Source organism: Helicobacter kayseriensis (assembly GCF_021300655.1).
GTDB classification, from domain to species: Bacteria; Campylobacterota; Campylobacteria; order Campylobacterales; family Helicobacteraceae; genus Helicobacter_G; species Helicobacter_G kayseriensis.
On record NZ_JAJTNB010000002.1, the window covers coordinates 12,730 to 31,876 of the forward strand.

Annotated in this window: 14 protein-coding genes; all 14 read left to right on the forward strand. The window is 39.0% G+C overall.

Annotated features, from left to right (window positions below):
- Positions 1-65 precede the first annotated feature (65 nt).
- The 14 genes from LW137_RS02090 to mfd are packed head-to-tail and all read left to right on the forward strand — an operon-like array spanning position 66 to position 19,134.
- The gene (locus tag LW137_RS02090) at positions 66-2,660 is read left to right on the forward strand and encodes a vacuolating cytotoxin domain-containing protein (RefSeq protein ID WP_233032783.1); all 2,595 of its coding nucleotides are present in this window, start codon (positions 66-68) and stop codon (positions 2,658-2,660) included.
- Positions 2,660-5,443 carry a RecB-like helicase gene (locus tag LW137_RS02095; RefSeq protein ID WP_233032784.1) on the forward strand — a complete coding sequence of 928 codons (2,784 nt, stop codon included), beginning with the start codon at positions 2,660-2,662 and terminating at the stop codon, positions 5,441-5,443. Before LW137_RS02090 ends, LW137_RS02095 begins: the two co-directional genes overlap by 1 nt.
- Before the next feature lie 14 nt (positions 5,444-5,457).
- Positions 5,458-6,765 (forward strand): Na+/H+ antiporter NhaA, encoded by a 1,308-nt coding sequence (nhaA, locus tag LW137_RS02100; RefSeq protein ID WP_233032785.1) that lies wholly within the window; start codon positions 5,458-5,460, stop codon positions 6,763-6,765.
- A gap of 21 nt (positions 6,766-6,786) precedes the next feature.
- Positions 6,787-7,062, forward strand: coding sequence for a preprotein translocase subunit YajC (gene yajC, locus LW137_RS02105; protein WP_233032786.1), 276 nt, complete (start codon positions 6,787-6,789; stop codon positions 7,060-7,062).
- Positions 7,059-8,633: a protein translocase subunit SecD gene (gene secD / locus LW137_RS02110; RefSeq protein ID WP_233033140.1), complete on the forward strand. Its 1,575-nt coding sequence runs from the start codon at positions 7,059-7,061 to the stop codon at positions 8,631-8,633. Before yajC ends, secD begins: the two co-directional genes overlap by 4 nt.
- Entirely contained in the window at positions 8,620-9,591 is a 972-nt protein-coding gene (gene secF / locus LW137_RS02115) for a protein translocase subunit SecF (protein WP_233032787.1), read from the forward strand. Before secD ends, secF begins: the two co-directional genes overlap by 14 nt.
- Before the next feature lie 11 nt (positions 9,592-9,602).
- Positions 9,603-9,944, forward strand: coding sequence for a DUF6394 family protein (locus LW137_RS02120; RefSeq protein ID WP_233032788.1), 342 nt, complete (start codon positions 9,603-9,605; stop codon positions 9,942-9,944).
- Positions 9,945-9,952: 8 nt separating this feature from the next.
- Positions 9,953-12,376: a leucine--tRNA ligase gene (gene leuS / locus LW137_RS02125; RefSeq protein WP_233032789.1), complete on the forward strand. Its 2,424-nt coding sequence runs from the start codon at positions 9,953-9,955 to the stop codon at positions 12,374-12,376.
- A gap of 53 nt (positions 12,377-12,429) precedes the next feature.
- Positions 12,430-12,903, forward strand: a complete 474-nt coding sequence (gene lptE / locus LW137_RS02130) for an LPS assembly lipoprotein LptE (RefSeq protein ID WP_233032790.1) — start codon at positions 12,430-12,432, stop codon at positions 12,901-12,903.
- Entirely contained in the window at positions 12,884-14,005 is a 1,122-nt protein-coding gene (locus LW137_RS02135; protein ID WP_233032791.1) for a Mur ligase family protein, read from the forward strand. Before lptE ends, LW137_RS02135 begins: the two co-directional genes overlap by 20 nt.
- Positions 13,995-14,897 carry a M23 family metallopeptidase gene (locus LW137_RS02140; protein WP_233032792.1) on the forward strand — a complete coding sequence of 301 codons (903 nt, stop codon included), beginning with the start codon at positions 13,995-13,997 and terminating at the stop codon, positions 14,895-14,897. The genes LW137_RS02135 and LW137_RS02140 overlap by 11 nt, the downstream gene beginning before the upstream one ends.
- Before the next feature lie 6 nt (positions 14,898-14,903).
- A complete protein-coding gene (locus LW137_RS02145) occupies positions 14,904-15,842 on the forward strand; it encodes a M23 family metallopeptidase (protein ID WP_233032793.1) in 939 nt (312 codons plus the stop codon).
- On the forward strand, positions 15,764-16,135 hold the full coding sequence (locus LW137_RS02150) for a bactofilin family protein (RefSeq protein WP_233032794.1): 372 nt from the start codon (positions 15,764-15,766) through the stop codon (positions 16,133-16,135). The genes LW137_RS02145 and LW137_RS02150 overlap by 79 nt, the downstream gene beginning before the upstream one ends.
- Positions 16,135-19,134, forward strand: a complete 3,000-nt coding sequence (mfd, locus tag LW137_RS02155; protein ID WP_233032795.1) for a transcription-repair coupling factor — start codon at positions 16,135-16,137, stop codon at positions 19,132-19,134. The genes LW137_RS02150 and mfd overlap by 1 nt, the downstream gene beginning before the upstream one ends.
- The last annotated feature ends 13 nt before the right edge of the window (positions 19,135-19,147 follow it).

Consider the following 19,147-nt stretch of genomic DNA (forward strand, 5'->3'; position numbering starts at 1 on the left):
TGTATGAAAACAAGATATTTTGACTATGATTCTAAAGTTTGGATTTATTCTTAGGGAGAGGATAAGTGAAAAAAAGCAGAGTTTTATGGATCTACTTATCTCTAGCGTCCTGGGTGGTTGCCGATGGGGCAAATATCTATAGTGATGTTTATGGGCTTAAAAACAAAACCAATGCAAGTAATCAGACCTTTTATCTTCAAAATATGCGAACTTATTCTTGGTCTTCAAAAACATTTTCTCAGGCCTATGTAAATGGAATGCTTGTTTTTGGAAATTCCTCTAAGGCATCAGGAGAGGGTAAAGTTTGGTTTGGGGGAGAGGGAATCAATGGTGGGCTTGTAGGATATATCACAGCCAACTTTAGTGCCAAAGAAGTGTATCTTACTGGCACTTTAGGGGCTGGGAATAGTTTTTTGACTGGGGGTGGGGCGAGTATGCGTTTTGTTTCATCAACCCAAGCAACTTTGCAAGATTGGAAACTTGAGTTTGTAAAATCAGGGACACAAAACTCTCATTTCTCTCTTGTGGCTCAAGATGAGATACGAGCAAGAGGTGTTGCAATCAAGGATGAAAGCGGGGGAAGTGTTACATTTAGGGCAAATTCCTTTGATTTTTATGCAAATAGTATTGTAAGTGATGGACAGGTGATTTTTGCAAATGCTCAAAATGCAAAACAAGCAATGGGACAAATCGTCATTGATTCTGTGTCTATGTCTGGTGGAGAGCTTAATTTGACAGAGCTTGAGAATGTGCATACAGAGCTTAAAGAAATCACAATGAGCAATACAAGTTTTCAGACGCAAGCTATGGCAGGACAATTGACTTGGGGAAGTTATATGCATCATCAAAATGGAGAAGTGAAGGGGAGTTATATGCTAGAGGGTGAGGCTTTGGTTTTGGGGGGATTGATTAGGCCTATAGCTCAGCTAGAGCTTAAATCTCAAAGTGTAGATGCAACAAAAGCAAGGATTGAGCTTGATGGAAAAAGTCTAGATGCAACAAAGGCAAGCAGTGTATCTTTGGGAGAATTGAGCCTGAGCAATCAAGGCAGGGCAAATTTTTGCAATCTAGTGCTTCCAAGACTGGGTGTGATTAGTTTGCAAAAGAGTGATCTTGTTGTAAGTGGAAATTTTGATTTGAATGGAACGATTGAATTTTTTTCAAGCGAAACAAATCGCACTCCTATTGTTGTTGAGGGAAAGACAAAAATTGCTTTGGAAGATCGAGAGAAAAGCTCCCCACTTTTAAAAATTTATAATATCAATCAGCTCAAAGGTGTTGAGGTAGGAGAAGAGTATTTTTTGCTTAAGTCAAATGGGGGAATTGCTTATTCTGGAGAGAAGAATCTCTTAGATTATGTTGGGTTTTATGAAGAGAGTGGGGGATTGAGATTTGATAATACTTATAGTTTTAGCTATAACGGGTTGTTGATTACTAAGATTATGAGTGATCATGCACTTGGCTTTAAGGTAGAGGTTTCAGATGCTCCTCTCAATCCTTATGACCCCAACCGAATCGAACACTGGATTTACCAACGAGGGGGGGAAGAGCTTGTCGCAAAAGTTGGGGCTTTGGATGATGATATGATTGAGCTTTTCCAAAAATTGATGATTTCAAAAAATAGTGTGATTTGGGCCAATGATGTCATTATGGGACAGGATACTGGATATTTGCTAGAAGTTGGCAAAAGGATTCTTTCTTTAAATGATCAGCTTAAATCCATTCAGCGAAAAACAAATGATCTTGAGTTGTTGAGATTTTCTATCAATACAGCCAAAAGCAATCGTCTTGCACGACTAAGTTTTCAAAACAAACAAGGTGTTGAAGAATCTGAAAATCAAATCAATGCTTGGGGGCTGGCTTTGGCTTCTATTGGGTCTAGCAAATTAGAACAAGGCGCGCTTTATGGGGCAAATATTGGATATGACAGCTATATAAATAATTTTCTCTTGGGGGGTTATGTCGCATATGGGTATGGAATGTATCAGGGCGGATTAATGAGTGGGAAAAGTCATAATTCTGGGGTGGGGCTTTATGGGCGTGTTTTTGTAGGAAGAAATGAAATAGACTTTGGCGCAAATGGAATGATGGGCTGGAGGCAGGAAGAGATTTTGGGTGATGAGGTGATTACCCATCAGCTTTCTCAGAGCTATCATTACAATGCTAAGAGTGCGAATGTGAATGTGGATTATGGCTATGCCTTTATGTTGTGGAAAGAGAGGATTGCTCTGAAGCCAAAAGTATCTGTTCAATATGCTTATCTTGTGAGTTCTCAAATTGAAGGTGAGATTTCCAATCCTTTCTATCAAGATCTTGTCACATATGCTGGAGAAGCAAGCAAGCATACATTGGCGACAAGCTTGGGTCTTGAGACAAGAGTTGTAGCCGGAGAAAGTTCATATTGGTGGGTATTATTAGAGGCCTCTCAAGACCTATATGCGATAGGTCAAAATAATAATGATATAAGTTTTGCTGGCTTTCGTGCGATGGGGGGTTCTGAGAATTTAGATTCAAAGAATTTAAGTCTTGCACTGAGTCTTGGTGGCGAAGTCAGACTTTTTGATCGAGCCTTGGTTAATTTCAGCGTGGGTTCGGAGTTTGGGACATCTCAGAAAGCAAAAAAGCTTGCAGGAAATGTCGGAGTGGAATATCGCTTTTGATGAAACGCTCAGAGTGTAAGCAATTTTTGGTTTTGGAGGCCTCAGCAGGGAGCGGAAAGACATTTTCTCTGGCTTTACGCTATGTGTATTTGTTGCTTGAGGGGGCAAAAATAGGAGAGATTCTTGCTCTGACATTTACTAATAAGGCCGCAGAGGAGATGCGTCAGAGGATTGGAGATTTTCTGATGATATTGGGAGGAGATCATACTCCCAAACAAGATGAATTGCTTGGGGCATTGGAGAAAGAATATGGTTGGAATAAGAAAAGCGTTTTGACTCTTGCTCCAATGCTTTTGAAAAATTATTGGACACAAGAGCCAAAGATTCTAACCCTTGATGCTTTTTTTAATTCGATTTTAAAAAAGTTTTGTTGGTATGTTGGTGTCCCACATCAATTTGAAATCAAAGACCTTGATGAAGAATGGATCAAGGAGAGATTTCTATCATCCTTGAGTGCGAGGCAGAAGGATAGGTTTCTCTCTATTTGTCTTCAGGACAATAAGAGATTGGATGATCTTTTAGAGAGAGTTGATCTTGCTAGGGAGAAAATGGTTGATGTGCTTGGGGAAATCGAAGAAAATAAAGATGATTTAGAAGCTCTTGAGAAAGAAGCTCTGTCCTATGCAAGATTGGTTCAGGAGCTTGTGAAGTCCAATCCTGCAAGTTCAGAATCTGCACGTAGGGCTGTTGCATTTGAGACTTTTTTAGAGTTGCTTAATAAGGGGGAAACATGGATTGTGCGTGGAGAAGAGTATCAGTATTTTAAAAAGCTCAAATTAGATTCTGAGATTTTTTGCAAACTGCGAGAGGCTGTGATTAGAGTATTGACTGCGAGGGAAAGGATTTTTCTTAATTTTTTAAGAGAATTTTGTCATTTGTATCAAGAGGCAAGGGATGCTTATTCGCGACAAAAGAATGCTTTGAATTTTTCTGATGTGATGCTGAAAGTTTTCCACTTGCTTTGTGGGAGACATTTATCAAAAGAATTTTTCTATTTCAGGCTTGATGCCCGCATCTCTCATATTTTGCTTGATGAATTTCAGGATACTAATATCGTGCAATACAAGATTTTGCTTCCTCTTATTGAAGAAATTCTCTCTGGGACTGGACGCATTGGAAATCGTAGCTTTTTTGCCGTTGGAGATAAAAAGCAAAGTATTTATCAATTTCGAGGTGGATATGGCGAACTTTTGGATATTGCCAAATCTCTCTCTTTGGAGATGCGCACAGAAAATTTAGATACCAATTATCGGAGCGATTCTGAGATTGTGCATTTTGTCAATGAGGTCTTTCAGACACAAATCAAGGATTATTTTCCACAAAAGCCCCATCATCATGGGGGATATGTTCAAATTTTGGAAGTGCAAGATATGCAAGAGGAGCATTCTTCTTGGAAGGTTTTTGCGCGCGTTAAAGAGCTGATTGATGATCTTTTGGTGCATGGAGCATTGCTTGAGGATATTGCAATTTTGGCCTTTAAGAATTCTGATGTAATGGAGCTGGGGGATTATCTTAAAAAATACTTTAAATCTATCGTGACAAAAGAAAGCATCGCCCTTTCAGAAAAAAGAGATGCGCAGATTTTGCTCAAAGCATTGCAGTGTGCTTTGGGTGATTCTGAGTTGGATCGATTGTGTTTGGCAAAGCTTTTGGGCAAAAGGTTGGGAGAGGATGTGGAGATTTTGCCATGGAGGGGGCAGGGTCTAGGGAGATATATTTATCAAGCGATTCGGTTTTATGGGCTAAATTCGCAAGTTGCTAAGCAGGTATTGGGGATTGCTTGTGAGAGCAAAGAGATTAAGAGTTTTTTTGAAAAAGTCAAAGCTTGTAAGGATTCTGGGGAGGATCAAAAAGGGCTAAAGATTTTAACAATTCATGCCTCAAAGGGGCTTGAATTTGAGCATGTGATTGTTTTGGATCGCTTGAGTGGATCAAGCAAAAAAGGAGAACTTTTTTGGGCGCAGTATGATCAGCAATTACATGGAAAAATTCTTGTTGCTGATGCAAAAAGAGAAAAGATAGATATAAACTTTTGTGCAGAGGTTGAGAAAGAGAAGCAAAAAAAGCAACAAGAAAAGAAGAATCTCCTTTATGTCGCATTGACAAGGGCTTGTAAATCCCTAAGCATCGTTCCTGTTCTTAAGGCAAGGGAGAAGAGTGAATTTGAGTGTATTGGATTGGTGCAAGAGAGTGATGTTTTGTTTGATCGCACAAGAGGGGTGCTAAATGTTGCTCCTAAGCAAAAATCATCTGGGCGTATAGAGCAGTTTGTGGTGCAAGAAAGTTTTGGATGCCAAGAAAACTTTTTACACAAAGAAGAAAAAAGCGAGATTTTTGATCTTCATGCTACAAAGAGAGGGGAGGCATTTCATAGGGGATTGGAGCTGTTTTTGGGGTATGGAATCAGTCAAGAGAAGATTATGTGTCATTTGAGAAATGCTTATGGTGCTTGGATTTCTCAAGCCAAACTTCAAGAAATTCTTGATTCTTTGGAGACAATCAAAGCACTTTTGAGGCTTAATTTTGGTTTAACTCAAATTAAAAGTGAAGTATCATTTATACAAAATTTTAAGTTTCATCGGATTGACTGCTTGCTTTTGTGCCTTGATGAGGAGAAAAGACTTGAAAGAGTTGTTATTTTGGACTATAAAAGTGGGCAAGCAAAAGATGAGTATAGGCAACAAGTTCAAGCATATATTGAGTTTGTCAAAATGCAATATCAGAATGTTCAAGTTGAGGGCTACTTGCTTTATTTGAAACATTGTGAGCTTGTGCGAGTTTAGCAAAAGGAGTGATTATGAAGATTTTAGAGGGGTTTAAGCGTCTAATTCATCAAGAGAGTTTTGGGGGGATATTTCTATTTATTTGTGCACTTTTGGCAATGGTTGTAGCTAATAGCTCATGGAGTGAAGCGTATTTTTCCCTTTGGAATCAAAAAGTTGGTTTTTTGTTTGGAGAGACTTTTGTTGGATTTAGCTTGCATTTGTGGATCAATGATGTGCTTATGTCGCTGTTTTTTTTGATGGTGGGATTAGAGATCAAAAGAGAATTTCTGTTTGGGGGATTGGCAGGTTTTAAAAAGGCTGCATTTCCTGCAATTGCTGCAATTGGCGGGATGATTGTGCCTGCTGGGATCTATTTGTTTTTCAATCTCGGAACATCTGCAAGTCATGGGTTTGGAATCCCTATGGCGACAGATATCGCCTTTGCTTTAGGCGTTGTTTTGTTGCTTGGAAATCGTGTTCCGCCGGCACTAAAGTTGTTTTTGGTGACGCTTGCTGTTGTGGATGATTTGGGCGCAATTATTGTGATTGCTGTTTTTTATAGTAGCGGTGTTTCTATGATGTGGCTTGGAATATCTGCATGTATTGTGGCTATCCTTATTGTGCTTAATCGGGTAGGAATCCGCTCTCTTGTTCCTTATCTTTTGCTTGGAGTTTTGCTTTGGTTGTGCGTGCATGAGAGTGGGATTCATGCGACGATTTCTGCTGTTATATTGGCATTTTGTATTCCTGTTTCTTCAAAAACTTCGCGTGAAAAGTTTTTGGAAGTCCTTAGAGATGAGGGCGGATATTTTGCTTCAGCCCAAACCCCCAATCTTTTGCTTGATATGCGACAAATACATAGCTTACATAAGATTCAGCAAGAAATTAAAAGTGTGCAAAATCCACTTTTGAGGATTGAGCATGCGTTGCATAGTTGGTCTAAATTTTTCATTATGCCTTTATTTGCTTTTGCTAATGCAGGCGTAAAACTTGAGGGCGGTATAGATCTGTCAAGCTTGCATATTGTGTATGGGATTGCGCTTGGGCTGGTTGTTGGGAAGCCTCTAGGAATTCTTCTTTTTACGCTTTTGTGTGAAAAATTGGGAATAGCTTCGCGTCCAAATGGTCTTTCTTGGGGGGCAATTTTGGGTGCTGGAATGCTTGCAGGAATTGGCTTTACAATGTCTATGTTTGTCTCCAATCTTGCATTTGATGTGCCTATTTATGGTGAGATTGCAAAGATTTCCATTTTGTCTTCGTCTGTGCTTGCTGGAATCTTGGGAAGTCTTTTCCTTTTGTTTCTAGGGAAAAAAACTAATGTGCTAGAATCGCGAGCTTAATTTAACGATAAGGAAAAAGTTATGGAGCAAAACAGCGTAACAGGAATCTTGACTTCTCTTGTCCCTTTTGTGGCGATTTTTGCTATTTTTTATTTTTTGTTTATTCGACCACAAAGAAATCAGCAAAAAAAGCATAAAGAAATGCTTGAGTCTTTAAAAGCTGGCGATAAAGTTGTCTCATATGGTGGAGTTTTTTGTGAGATTATTAAAGTTGAGGAGAAGTTTTTTACAGTGCGATCTGGTGAAAGCATTATGCAGATTGCTAGAGAGTATGTTGCTTATAAAGTTGAGCAATAGTGATGTTAAATTCTAGATTAATTGTTTTTGTTTTATCTGGAATTCTTGGGCTTTTATTGAGCCTTCCTTCATCTTTCCCCATTTCTGGCCCAAGGATTAATCTTGGGCTTGATTTGCAGGGGGGACTTACAATGCTTTTGGATGTGGATACCCAAAAGGCTGTGCAATCCAAATATGATTCTTTGGCAACAGCAATTGGCTTTGAGGCAAAGCAGGCAAAAATTTTGATTGGCAAACTTGAAGTTAAAGATAATATCTTGCATTTTGAGCTTTTGGATCTTGATGAAAAGCAAAAAATGGATGATATTTTAAGCAAGCTTGGTGGCCTTGAGTTTTCTTTTGAGCAGAATGGGGATTATCAAGTTTTATTTTCTCAAACAGAAATAGAAAACATCAAGAAAAGTGCTATTGATCAAGCGATTGGAACAATACGCAATCGACTTGATTTGTTTGGTTTGGCTGAGCCAAGTGTCACGCGCCAAGGGCAAGAAAATATTTTAGTTCAATTGCCAGGTATCAAAAATCAAGAGGAAGAAAAGAGAGCAATTGATTTAATTTCAAAATCTGCACATTTGCAGATGATGGCTGTTGATGAAAATCGCAATATGCGTGTTGAGGCAATGAGTGAAGCTGAGGCAAAAAAATACGGAGATGTGATTTTGCCATTTGTTGAGGGAGGTGGAAAGATTTTGCTTAAGGCGGTGCCTATTATTGATGGGGAAATGATTACAGACGCAAGAGTAGCTTATGATCAAAACTCACAACCTGTTGTTTCCTTTACTCTTGATTCTAGAGGAGCGCAACTTTTTGGAGATTTTTCTGGAAACAATGTGGGAAAAAGAATGGCAATCGTTTTGGATGGAAAGGTGTATTCTGCTCCTGTGATTAGAGAAAGAATCGGTGGAGGAAGTGGGCAAATTAGCGGAAATTTCACCCCACAAGAAGCAAGCGATCTTGCGATTGCCTTGCGAAGTGGTGCTCTTTCTGCTCCAGTTCAGGTTATAGAAAAGCGAAGTGTAGGACCAAGTCTAGGAGCTGATAGCATTAAGGCTTCTATGATCGCACTTTTTAGTGGCTTTGTTTTGGTGCTTATTTTTATGATTGCTTATTATGCAATGGCGGGTGTCATTGCTGTGTCGGCATTGGTGATTAATATTGTTTTGATTGTTGCTATTATGGCCAGTCTTGGTGCCACTCTTACTCTTCCGGGGATGGCTGGGATTGTTTTGACTGTTGGAATGGCTGTTGATGCCAATATTATTATCAATGAGCGTCTAAGAGAGGCTTTGCGAGAAGGGAAGAATATCGTTCAGGCTATTAAAGAGGGGTATGCTAATGCCTCAAGGGCAATTTTTGATTCTAATCTCACAACAATTCTTGCAGCTCTCTTGCTTTATGTTTATGGCTCTGGAGCCATTAAGGGTTTTGCAATCACGATGGCTATTGGAATCATTGTTTCTGTTTTGACTGCAATTGTTGGAACACAAGGAATCTATATCGCTTTGGAGAAAAAAATCGCCAAAAGCAAAAATCTATCTTTTTGGTTTGGGGTAAAGTATGGAGCTCATTAAAAATAATAAAATTATAGATTTTGTTAAATACAGTTATTTTACTTTTGCGATTTCTTTGCTCTTGATTGTGGGATCCATTTGTCTAATTGCATTTAAGGGGTTTAGTTTTGGGGTAGATTTTTCTGGAGGGACACTGGTTCAGATTCAATATACCAATGATGCACCTCTTGCGCAAATAAGATCTTTGCTTGAAAGGGATGCCAACTTTAAGGGTTCTCAGGTTAGTGAATTTGGCTCCAAGCAAGAAATTCTTATTAAAATACCTTTTTCGCCAAATCTAAAGACATCCGACGTGGATGCACAGATCAGCAAACTTTTAGAGCAGAGCGGGACATTTGAGATTCGTCGCGTTGATTCGGTGGGTCCAAAAGTTGGAAAAGAGCTCAAAGAGAAGGGCATCTTGGCTTTAAGTTTGGCAATGCTTGCTATTTTGGCCTATGTGTCTTTTCGATATGAATGGAAATTTGCTCTTGCTGCTGTTTTGGCACTCTTTCATGATGTTCTTATCTCTTCGGCGTGTATTATTCTATTTAAAGTTGATTTCAATCTTGAGGTAGTCGCTGCTCTTCTTACAATCATCGGATATTCCATTAATGACACGATTATTATTTTTGATCGCATTAGAGAGCAAGTGATTGGCGGGAAGGCAAATGACTTGAAATCTGTGATCAATGATGGATTGTCCTCCACTCTTTCTCGTACGCTTTTGACTTCTTTGACTGTGTTGTTTGTGGTTGCGACACTTTATGTTTTTGGTGGAGAGATTATTGTTGGTTTTAGCTTGCCTATGCTTGTAGGTGTTGTTGTGGGCACATATAGCTCACTCTTTTTTGCTCCGCGCTTAATTATTCTCTTTGGTTTTAGTTTGCAAGATTATCGTTCTAAGCTTCTTGAAAAACAAAAGCGTGCCAAAGAGAAACAAAAAATGCGTGAAATGTATGAAAATGGACGAGTTTAAAAGGAGTTAGAATGGATTGGGGTCGAGTATTTTTTATATTTTTTAGTTTGATGAGTTTGACATCAGTGATTGGTTATGTTTATAATGAAAGCTTAGTGATGCTCTTTATTGCTGCTGCTGTCAATTTCATCTCTACAACATTAAAAATCGGTGTCAAAAATATGTTGTCTTCTGAAATGCTTGCGAGTTCTTTGGTTGTGGATTTGCATTTGATACCTGCTTTTTTGTTTTATCAGCTAGCTGGAGATCTTGAGATGACCAATGCTCTTGCAATTGGTGCTTTGGCTGCAAGTGTGTTTTCTGTCGCTCTTATGTTGATTGAGTGTGCAAAAAGCAAAGATTCTGATTATTAGGATAGAAGATGCAAGAATATAATCCAAAAGAAATAGAGCAAAAGTGGCAAAAGCAATGGCTAGATCAAGGTAGTTTTGAATGGAGTGATGATTTAAATCTTCCTAAGAAATATATCTTAAGCATGTTTCCCTATCCGAGTGGATCAATCCATATGGGACATGTAAGAAATTATTGTATTGGCGATGCGATGGCGAGGCATTATCGCAAAAAGGGTTTTAATGTTTTGCACCCCATTGGATGGGATGCGTTTGGAATGCCTGCAGAAAATGCAGCAATCAAACACGGAATCCATCCCAAAGATTGGACTTATTCTAATATTTCTGCAATGAAAGAACAACTAATGAAGCTAGGCTTCTCCTTTGCGCAAGAAAATGAATTGGCAACATGTGATGAGGATTATACGCATTGGGAGCAGAAGTTCTTTATTGATATGTGGAATGCTGGATTGATTTATCGCAAAAAAGCGATGCTTAATTGGTGTCCCAATGATCAAACTGTACTTGCAAACGAACAGGTGATTGATGGCAAATGCTGGAGATGTGATACAGAGGTTGTGCAAAAAGAGATGTATCAGTATTACATCAAGATTACAGATTTTGCACAAGATTTGCTTGATGATTTGGCGACTTTAGAGGGAAAATGGCCCGCTCAAGTGATACATATGCAAAGAAATTGGATTGGAAAGTCTAGTGGGTTGGAATTTAGCTTTGACCTTGCTGAAGAGGGAAGAGAAAAAACTCAGATTTCATCTCTTAAGGTATTTACAACGCGCCCTGATACAATCTTTGGAGTGAGCTATTGTGCCATTGCTCCAGAGCATGAGATCATTAAGGCGCTCTTTGATTCTCTGCCTTTGGAATCTCAAGAAAGAATTAGGGCGATGCAAAATACAAATGCACGCCATCGTGCAATGGCAAAAAAAGAGGGTATTCCTTTGGGAATCAGTGTTATTCACCCCTTGAGCCAAGAAAAAATCCCACTTTGGGTGGCAAATTTTGTTCTTGGGGATTATGGAAGTGGGGCTGTGATGGGTGTGCCTGCTCATGATGAAAGAGATTTTGAATTTGCCTCTTTATATGAGATCCCGCTTAAGCAAGTGATTGAGTGTGATTGTCTGCCTTATACCGATGAGGGTAGGCTCATTAATAGTGGGAAATTTGATGGTTTATGTGGAGTAGAAGCCAAAAAGGCAGTGATTGCTTATTTTGAATTTCAAGGGTTGGGAAAAGAAGTTGTGAATTTCAAGCTTCGAGACTGGGGAATTTCCCGTCAAAGATATTGGGGGACACCAATTCCTTTAGTGCATTGCTCATCATGTGGAATCGTGCCTGAGACTAATCTCCCAGTTCTTCTTCCTTATGATGTAAAAATTGATGGAGAGGGAAATCCATTGCAAAAACACCCTACTTGGAAAGAATGCCAATGTCCAAAATGCGGGAAGAGTGCTGTGCGTGAAACAGACACGATGGATACTTTTATGGAGTCAAGCTGGTATTTTTTGCGTTATTGCACTCCCAAACATATGCGACAAGAGAGAGCGCTTGATTCTGAGTCTTTGCGGTATTGGCTTAATGTTGATGAATATATTGGTGGTGTGGAGCATGCGATTTTGCATTTATTGTATGCGAGGTTTTTTACAAAGGTCTTAAAATCATTGGGCTATGTTGAGATTTCTGAACCTTTTGAGAATCTGCTTACACAAGGTATGGTTCTTAAAGATGGAGCCAAGATGAGCAAGAGCAAGGGAAATGTTGTTGACCCTAATGCGATTATTGAGGCATATGGGGCAGATAGTGCAAGGTTATTTGTTCTCTTTGCCGCTCCTCCGACAAAAGAATTGGAGTGGAATGATGATGCTTTGAGGGGGGCATATCGCTTCATTAGGCGTTTGTGGGATCAATCAAAGCTCATTTCTCCCACTCAAGTTCAGCCCGTGATTGATGCATCAACTTTGAGCAAAGAAGAAAAATATGCCCGCAAAAAGGTTTATGAGGCATATAAAAAGAGTGAAGAAATCTTTGATAAGGTGATTGCTGGATATCCTTTTAATACCTTAATTAGCTCTTGTATGGAGGCGCTCAATGCCTTGGGTGAGCAAAAGAATCCTTTGATTTGGACTGAGGGATATTATGTGCTTTTATCTATTTTGGAACCTGTGATTCCACATGTGTGCCATGAACTAAGTGCTTTATATTTTTGTGGAGAGAATCTTAAGAAAATCACTTTTGATCCTTTGGCTCTTCAAGAAGAGATGCAAATAATGATTGTGAGCATCAATGGAAAGAAAAGAGCTGAGATCGAAATTTCAAAAGGAATGGAAAAGGAGGCAATTTTAGAGCTTGCAAAACAAGCGGCTGCTCGATGGATTGAAGGTGATATCAGCAAAGAGATTTATGTTCCAAACAAGTTAATTAATTTTGTTTTGAAATGAGAATTTTTGTTTTAGTTTGCATTTTTTTGCTCGCTGGTTGTGGTTATAAGCCTTTGTCCTATTATGCAAAAACAGCTTTTGGGAAGAGTGTTTATGTCGAGATCAAAAATCGATCTGATTTTCCTCAAGCAGGAGTGAATCTAAAGGATCGTCTAAACCGCGTTGTTTTGGCGCGACTTCACTTGGAGCTTGCTTCAAAGGAAAAGGCTGAGAGTATTTTGGAGGCAGAAATTACGGGTCTTGATTTTGAAATGATTTCTCAGGATGCGCAGGGGTTTGCCAATTACTATAGAGCCAATGTTAAGGTTGCATTTAGCTATAAAGTTTTAGATGGAGAGCGATATCAAGTTGTTCTTGAAAGCTCAAGCGATTATGCTTCCAATGAAAGCTTAAACTCAATTATGATCGAAGAAAATCAGATGAATGCTATAGATACTGCGCTAAAAAACATCGTTGATCAATTTGTATCACGCATTTTCTATCAAGGGACTCTGCATCAGAGGAATAATGCAGCCAATGCACAATAATCTTCAAAAATTTCTTGAAACCAAGGGTGCAGAATATGCGCCCTTTGATCCTAGTCGTGCTTTGAGAATCTATGAGTGTTTTAGACGAGATTTTTTGGGAAATTTTTTGCCAAAAGTGATCCATATTGTTGGGACAAATGGCAAGGGAAGCACAGGAAGGTATATCGCTCTAAGTTTGGCAAAACACTATCAAATCTTGCATTTCACATCTCCTCATTTGTTTGAGTTTAATGAGCGTTTTTATTGCAATGATGGATATCTTGCGTGGGAGAAGTTGCAAAAGGCTCACCAAGAGATAATTCAAAAGGCATATATGGAGGAGGCAAGTTATTTTGAGTATGCGACTTTTATGGCGCTTTATCTTGCAAGAGATAGGGATTTTTTGATTCTTGAGGCAGGATTGGGCGGAGAGTTTGACAGCACAAATGTGTTGTCTGAGAAGATTTCTGTTTTCACTCAAATTGGATTAGATCATATGGAATTCTTGGGTGATAGGATTGAGGAAATTGCGCGCACAAAACTTAATGCAATGGGAAAAATTGCATTTATTGGGATTCAAAAATATTCTCAAGTTTTGCCCATAGCTCAAGAAATTGCTCAAAAAAAACATACGCGATTGGAAGTGCTAAGAGAATATCCCATCGCTTCCAATTTTCCCTTGTTCTTAAGCCAAAACTTTGCCTTAGCGCAAAAGGTGTTGGAATTTTTGGGTGTTGAGATTTGTGCAATAGAGGAATTAAATCTGATTGGAAGAATGCAAAGGGTGAAGAAAAATATTTGGCTTGATGTTGGACATAATTTGGATTCGGCTTTGGCGATAGCAGATGAGTTGCAAGGGAAAAAAGTCGTTCTTGTTTATAATGCTTATAAGCAAAAAGATATTGATGCAATTCTGGGTGTTTTTAAAGACTGCGTAACTCGCGTTGAGATTATTTCTGTTTTTCATGAGAGGATTATCCCAAAGAGGATCTTGCAAGATAAATTAGAGCGATTAAAAATACCCTATAGCGATTTTTGTGGTTTTAATTCTTGGGAGGATTATCTTGTGTTTGGTTCTTTTAGTGTTGTGAGCGAAGTGATGAGGCAGTATCTTGAGAGATAAAATTCTTATCAGTATTGTTGATGAAAAAGGATCTAGACAATTTAATCTTCATCGTCTTGCAAAAAAAATAATCCTCTATTTAGTCTTATCATTAGTGGTCTTGATTGTGGGTGGATTTTTTTTGATGACATTTTTGATGGAGCAAGTGAAAGAAATTGATGCGATCAAAGAGCAAAACATCGATCGCTATCGTGCAATGTTTGTGCAAAACCAATCCCTCAAAAAGCAAATCAATCAAAAGTCTTCAGAGCTCATTGAGGTCGGGAAAAGAGTAGAGGATTTGGAAGAAATTATTGATTATTCCAAAAATAAAGATGTGCCCATTACTCAAGAAATTAATCTCTCAGGGGTGGATGCTAAGGATCAGTTTTTTTTATTGCAAATCATTCCCAATGGTCATCCGATCAAAAAGTTTGAAAAGATCACCCCCATCAAAGAACGCCTTCATCCGCTCAAAAAAAAGTATGGAGTGAATTCGGGGATAGATTATCTTGTGGCATCAGGGACTCCCGTTTTTGCCACAGCTGATGGAATCGTTGAGCTTGTTCAAAAAAGGGCAAGCATCAAGGGATATGGCAAATTTGCCAAGATTACGCATGCATATGGCTTTTCTTCTTTGTATGGGCATCTCTCTGAGGTTTTGGTCAATAAGGGGGATTTTGTCAAGAAGGGACAATTGATTGGCTATTCTGGAAGGAGTGGGATGAGTCAAGGGGAAAGATTGTGTTATGAGGTGCGATTTCTGGGAAGCCCTCAAGATGCACTTGCATTTGCGTATTGGGATAGCGAGCATTTTGAGAGTATTTTCAAAAAAGAGGGAAGTATTGATTGGAATCGTCTCTTTTGGGCCTTGGAAGATTTAAGAGACCTTCAAGCTTATCAAGATAGGTAAGAGCCAGTGTTTAGAAGTCGTCTTGTTTTGATGATCACGGATATATCCGGCAGTCATATTGTAAATATCAATATCTTTTTTAAGCGCATTGCTCTTTATCTTGTGCTGTTGGTTTTGATGCTTATTGTCTTTGCTTTTGTGTCTATTGGAGTTTTTAGAAGCGAGATTCAAAATATTGCTCAAAGCAATCTTGAGTTAGTCGAAGAATATGAAAAGCTTACAAAGAAAAATGCTGCACTCAATCAAAAAATGAATCAGCGCATTGAGGAATTTGAGCTTGTGGGGGATAGGGTAGAGTATCTGGAGGGGATGATAGGGGTTGCTTCTAATGCTGAGGATAATAAAAATGCAGAGAATGGTTTGCAAGAAAGGCTAGATAAAGCCTCTTTGGCAGGAGCACAAAAGATTTTTTTTATGAAATTTATCCCCAATGGTTATCCTATCGATTATTATCGTCGGATTTCAGATGTGTTTGGATATCGGATACATCCTATTTTAAAAAGCAGGCACTTGCACTCAGGCATTGATTTTAGTGCAGAAGTTGGAACCCCAGTTTATGCAACTGCTGATGGTGTGGTAGAATTTGCCTATAAGGGTTTTAATGGTGGATATGGGCATATGATCAAGATTGATCACTCTTTTGGCTTTAAAACTTATTATGCCCATCTTGATCAGCTCATTGTGAAGAGGGGAGATTTTGTTAAAAAGGGGCAAATGATCGCATATAGTGGCAATTCGGGGAATAGTACAGGGGCACATTTGCACTATGAAATACGCTTCTTGGGAGCCTATATCGATCCAAAAAACTTTATTCAATGGAATATAAGGGATTTTGATTCAATTTTTGAAAAGGAGAAAAAAATACCATGGCAGTCTTTGTTAATAACGACAAGAACAATGATGGAGCAAATGGCGCAACCATCATTGCAAGTGGAACTCAAATAAGGGGTGAGATACACATTCAGTGTCATTTGCATATTGATGGGGATTTTGATGGTGTGATACATTCAGATTCTACGGTCAATATCGGGAAAAATGGATCTGTTAAGGGAGAGATTTTTGCTGAAAAGTTAGTTGTAAGCGGGAAAATGACGGGTAATGTCAAATCCAAAATCGTTGAAATTATGCCTTATGGGAAAATTGATGGCAAGGTGAGCAGTCATGAGCTTGTGATTGAACGCAAGGGAATCTTGACAGGCGAAAGTGTAGTTGAAGATGGGGAAAGTTTGGATTCTTAATGGTTGCTAGTGCTTTATATAAACTTGCTTTAGAGAAAAAGCTAGATTGCGAACTTCTCTTGTGTCAAGATTCTCGCGAGGCAATGTGTGCATTTGAAGTGCTTGAATTTATCTATGAGCAAACGCAATTAAAGCCTTTTTTGCTTCCTGAGTTTAGAGCAATGCATAGAGATGATTTGCGATCTTTTATGTCTGAATTTCATCGTTTATGTGGAGGACTGAGAGATTTTTATCAATATGAGGGCAAAAAAATTCTCATCTCCCCATTTGTAAGCACCCTCTTTTCTCTTCCTTCATCTAGGCATCTTGAGGGGATTGAACTTCAAAAAAACAAAGAGTATTCGTTCAAGTATCTAAAACAGACAATTTTAGATTATGGATATGAGCCAGTTGAGCTTGTTGAGCTTGAGGGGGAGGTGAGCTTTAGGGGAGATATTATTGATATTTTTATACCCAGTCAAGAAAAGCCTTTGAGGATTTCTTTTTTTGATTCTTTGATTGAAGACATCAGGCACTTTGATTTTGAGACGCAAATCTGTGTTGGAGATGAGTTGCAAAAGATTCTTCTTGTCCCTGCTTTATTTGCTTTGAGTCAAGAAGAGAGAGAGGCATTGGAAAATATGATTGCCAAACACTCAAGCAATGTATTGAGTGCAGATATCCAAAGTCTTGGATTTTGGTTTTTGTCTGAGAAAGTTTTGTTGCCTCAAGCTTATAAGACGCAAATAACTCAAGGGGCAGAGCAAGAAGCGCGTGAATTCTTTTTATTTGGAGAGAAGGCAGATTTCACGCAAGAGATATTTGAAACCCTAAAGATCCTGCCCGAATTTGAGGGATATAGCGATATTGCTTTTGATGTGAAAAATTTGGGGGCTATTCTTGAAGCGCATCCCAATAGAGCAATTACCCTCCTAGCTAGCCAGCAGAGTGTATTTGAGCATCTTGCTTATCAATATGATCTAAGTGGAGTGATTTGTCGGCAATCTCCGTGTGTTGTCAATCTGATCACGCCTCAAGAGTTGATTCTGTCTTTGAATAAGCCTTCAGTCTCTAAAAAAAAGAAAAAGCCTAAAATTCTCCTAGATGAGCTCAATGTGGGTGAGTATGTTGTGCATAGCGAATATGGTGTTGGAATCTTCAAAGGGATTGCCCAAACAGAGATTTTGGGAAGTGTGAGAGACTTTATCCGCATTGATTATCAAGGAGAAGATCGTTTGCTTCTGCCTGTTGAAAATTTGCATCTTATTGATCGCTATATTGCCAATTCTAGTGGAATCCCCCTCCTTGATCGTCTAGGTAAGGGGAGCTTTGCAAAGCTCAAAGAAAAAGTTAGAACAAAGCTTATGGAGCTTGCCTCAGGGATTATTGCTTTGGCAGCCAAAAGAGATTTGATTGAGGGGCATCAGATTCGGTGTGATTTGGAAGAAATTGTTTTGTTTCAGAAGCAATGCCCCTTTACTCTGACTGCCGATCAAGAAAAGAGTATTAAGGAGATTTTTTCAGACTTAAGCAGTGGCAAGGTGATGGATCGCTTGCTTTCTGGAGATGTGGGATTTGGGAAAACAGAAGTGGCGATGAATGCTCTTTTTGCAGTGTGTCAAAATGGGCTTCAGGGGGCGATGATTGCCCCTACGACTCTTTTGAGCTTGCAACACTTTAAAAGTATGCAAAAGAGATTTGAGAGTTTTGGAGTGCGTTTGGCTCGTCTTGATGGAAGCATCAAAAACAAAACAGAGGTTTTGCAAAATATTGCTCAAGGCAATGTGGATATTGTTGTGGGAACACATAGTATTTTGGGGGCAAATTTTAAGAATCTTGGGCTTGTTGTTGTGGATGAGGAGCATAAATTTGGTGTTAAACAAAAAGAAAAAATTAAAGAGCTCAGTCAGAATGTTCATCTTTTGTGTATGTCTGCTACGCCAATTCCAAGAACGCTCAATATGGCTTTATCGCAAATCAAGGGTATGAGCTCGCTCCTCACGCCCCCCAAAGAAAGAGAGGGTGTTAGAACTTTTGTCAAAGCCTATCAAGATGGACTTGTCAAAGAAGTGATTAGTCGCGAGTTAAGAAGAGGTGGCCAAGTCTTTTTTATCCATAATCATATTTCAAGCATTCAGACAAGAAAAGAGGATTTGTTGGAGCTTTTGCCCCACTTAAGGATTGCTGTTTTGCACTCACAGATTCCAAGTGTGCAAAGTGAGAAATTGATGCAGGAGTTTTCTGAGCAAAAATATGATCTTTTGCTTTGCACTTCGATTGTGGAATCAGGGATTCATTTAAGCAATGCCAATACGATGATTGTAGAGGGGGCAGATCGTTTTGGGATTGCTGATTTGCATCAACTAAGGGGTCGCGTGGGGCGAGGAGACAAGGAGGGGTTTTGCTATTTCTTAATTGAGGATAAAGAGAAGTTGACAGAAGAAGCACTCAAGCGCCTTAATGCATTGGAGAAAAACTCCTATCTTGGCAGTGGCGCTAGTTTGGCTTATCATGATTTGGAAATTAGGGGAGGGGGGAACTTGCTTGGAGAAGCGCAAAGTGGCCATATTAAAAATATTGGATACAGTCTTTATTTGCGTATGCTTGAAGATTGCATTCAATCTCTAAGCGGTCAATCTAAACTCACTCAAGAAAGTGTGGATCTCAAACTCAATGTGAGCGCATATCTCAATCCTGAACTTATTCCTGCTGATCGCTTGAGGCTTGAGCTTTATAGACGGTTGGCTTTGTGTAAAGATGTAGAATCTGTCTTTAGTATTCAAGCAGAAATTGAAGATCGATTTGGAAAAATTGATGTATTTACCAAGCAATTTTTAGATTTGATTCTTATCAAGGTTTTGGGCGGGGCGTGCAAGATCAAAGCTATTTCTAACTATGGTCAAAACATTTCTTTGACTTTTCAAAGTGGAGAAAAGGAGATGATAAAAGCACCAAGTAAAGATGATGATGATATTTTGTCTTGTATTTTGCAAGATTTAAGAAAGAGGATTAGGGGATAAAATCCTCACCTCT

Excerpts from the sequence above, each read along its gene's own strand:
- leuS (WP_233032789.1), top strand. The coding sequence starts at position 9,953 with ATGCAAGAATATAATCCAAAAGAAATAGAGCAAAAGTGGCAAAAGCAA.
- yajC (WP_233032786.1), top strand. The coding sequence starts at position 6,787 with ATGGAGCAAAACAGCGTAACAGGAATCTTGACTTCTCTTGTCCCTTTT.
- secF (WP_233032787.1), top strand. The coding sequence starts at position 8,620 with ATGGAGCTCATTAAAAATAATAAAATTATAGATTTTGTTAAATACAGT.
- nhaA (WP_233032785.1), top strand. The coding sequence starts at position 5,458 with ATGAAGATTTTAGAGGGGTTTAAGCGTCTAATTCATCAAGAGAGTTTT.
- LW137_RS02135 (WP_233032791.1), top strand. The coding sequence starts at position 12,884 with ATGCAGCCAATGCACAATAATCTTCAAAAATTTCTTGAAACCAAGGGT.
- LW137_RS02120 (WP_233032788.1), top strand. The coding sequence starts at position 9,603 with ATGGATTGGGGTCGAGTATTTTTTATATTTTTTAGTTTGATGAGTTTG.
- LW137_RS02095 (WP_233032784.1), top strand. The coding sequence starts at position 2,660 with ATGAAACGCTCAGAGTGTAAGCAATTTTTGGTTTTGGAGGCCTCAGCA.
- LW137_RS02150 (WP_233032794.1), top strand. The coding sequence starts at position 15,764 with ATGGCAGTCTTTGTTAATAACGACAAGAACAATGATGGAGCAAATGGC.
- mfd (WP_233032795.1), top strand. The coding sequence starts at position 16,135 with ATGGTTGCTAGTGCTTTATATAAACTTGCTTTAGAGAAAAAGCTAGAT.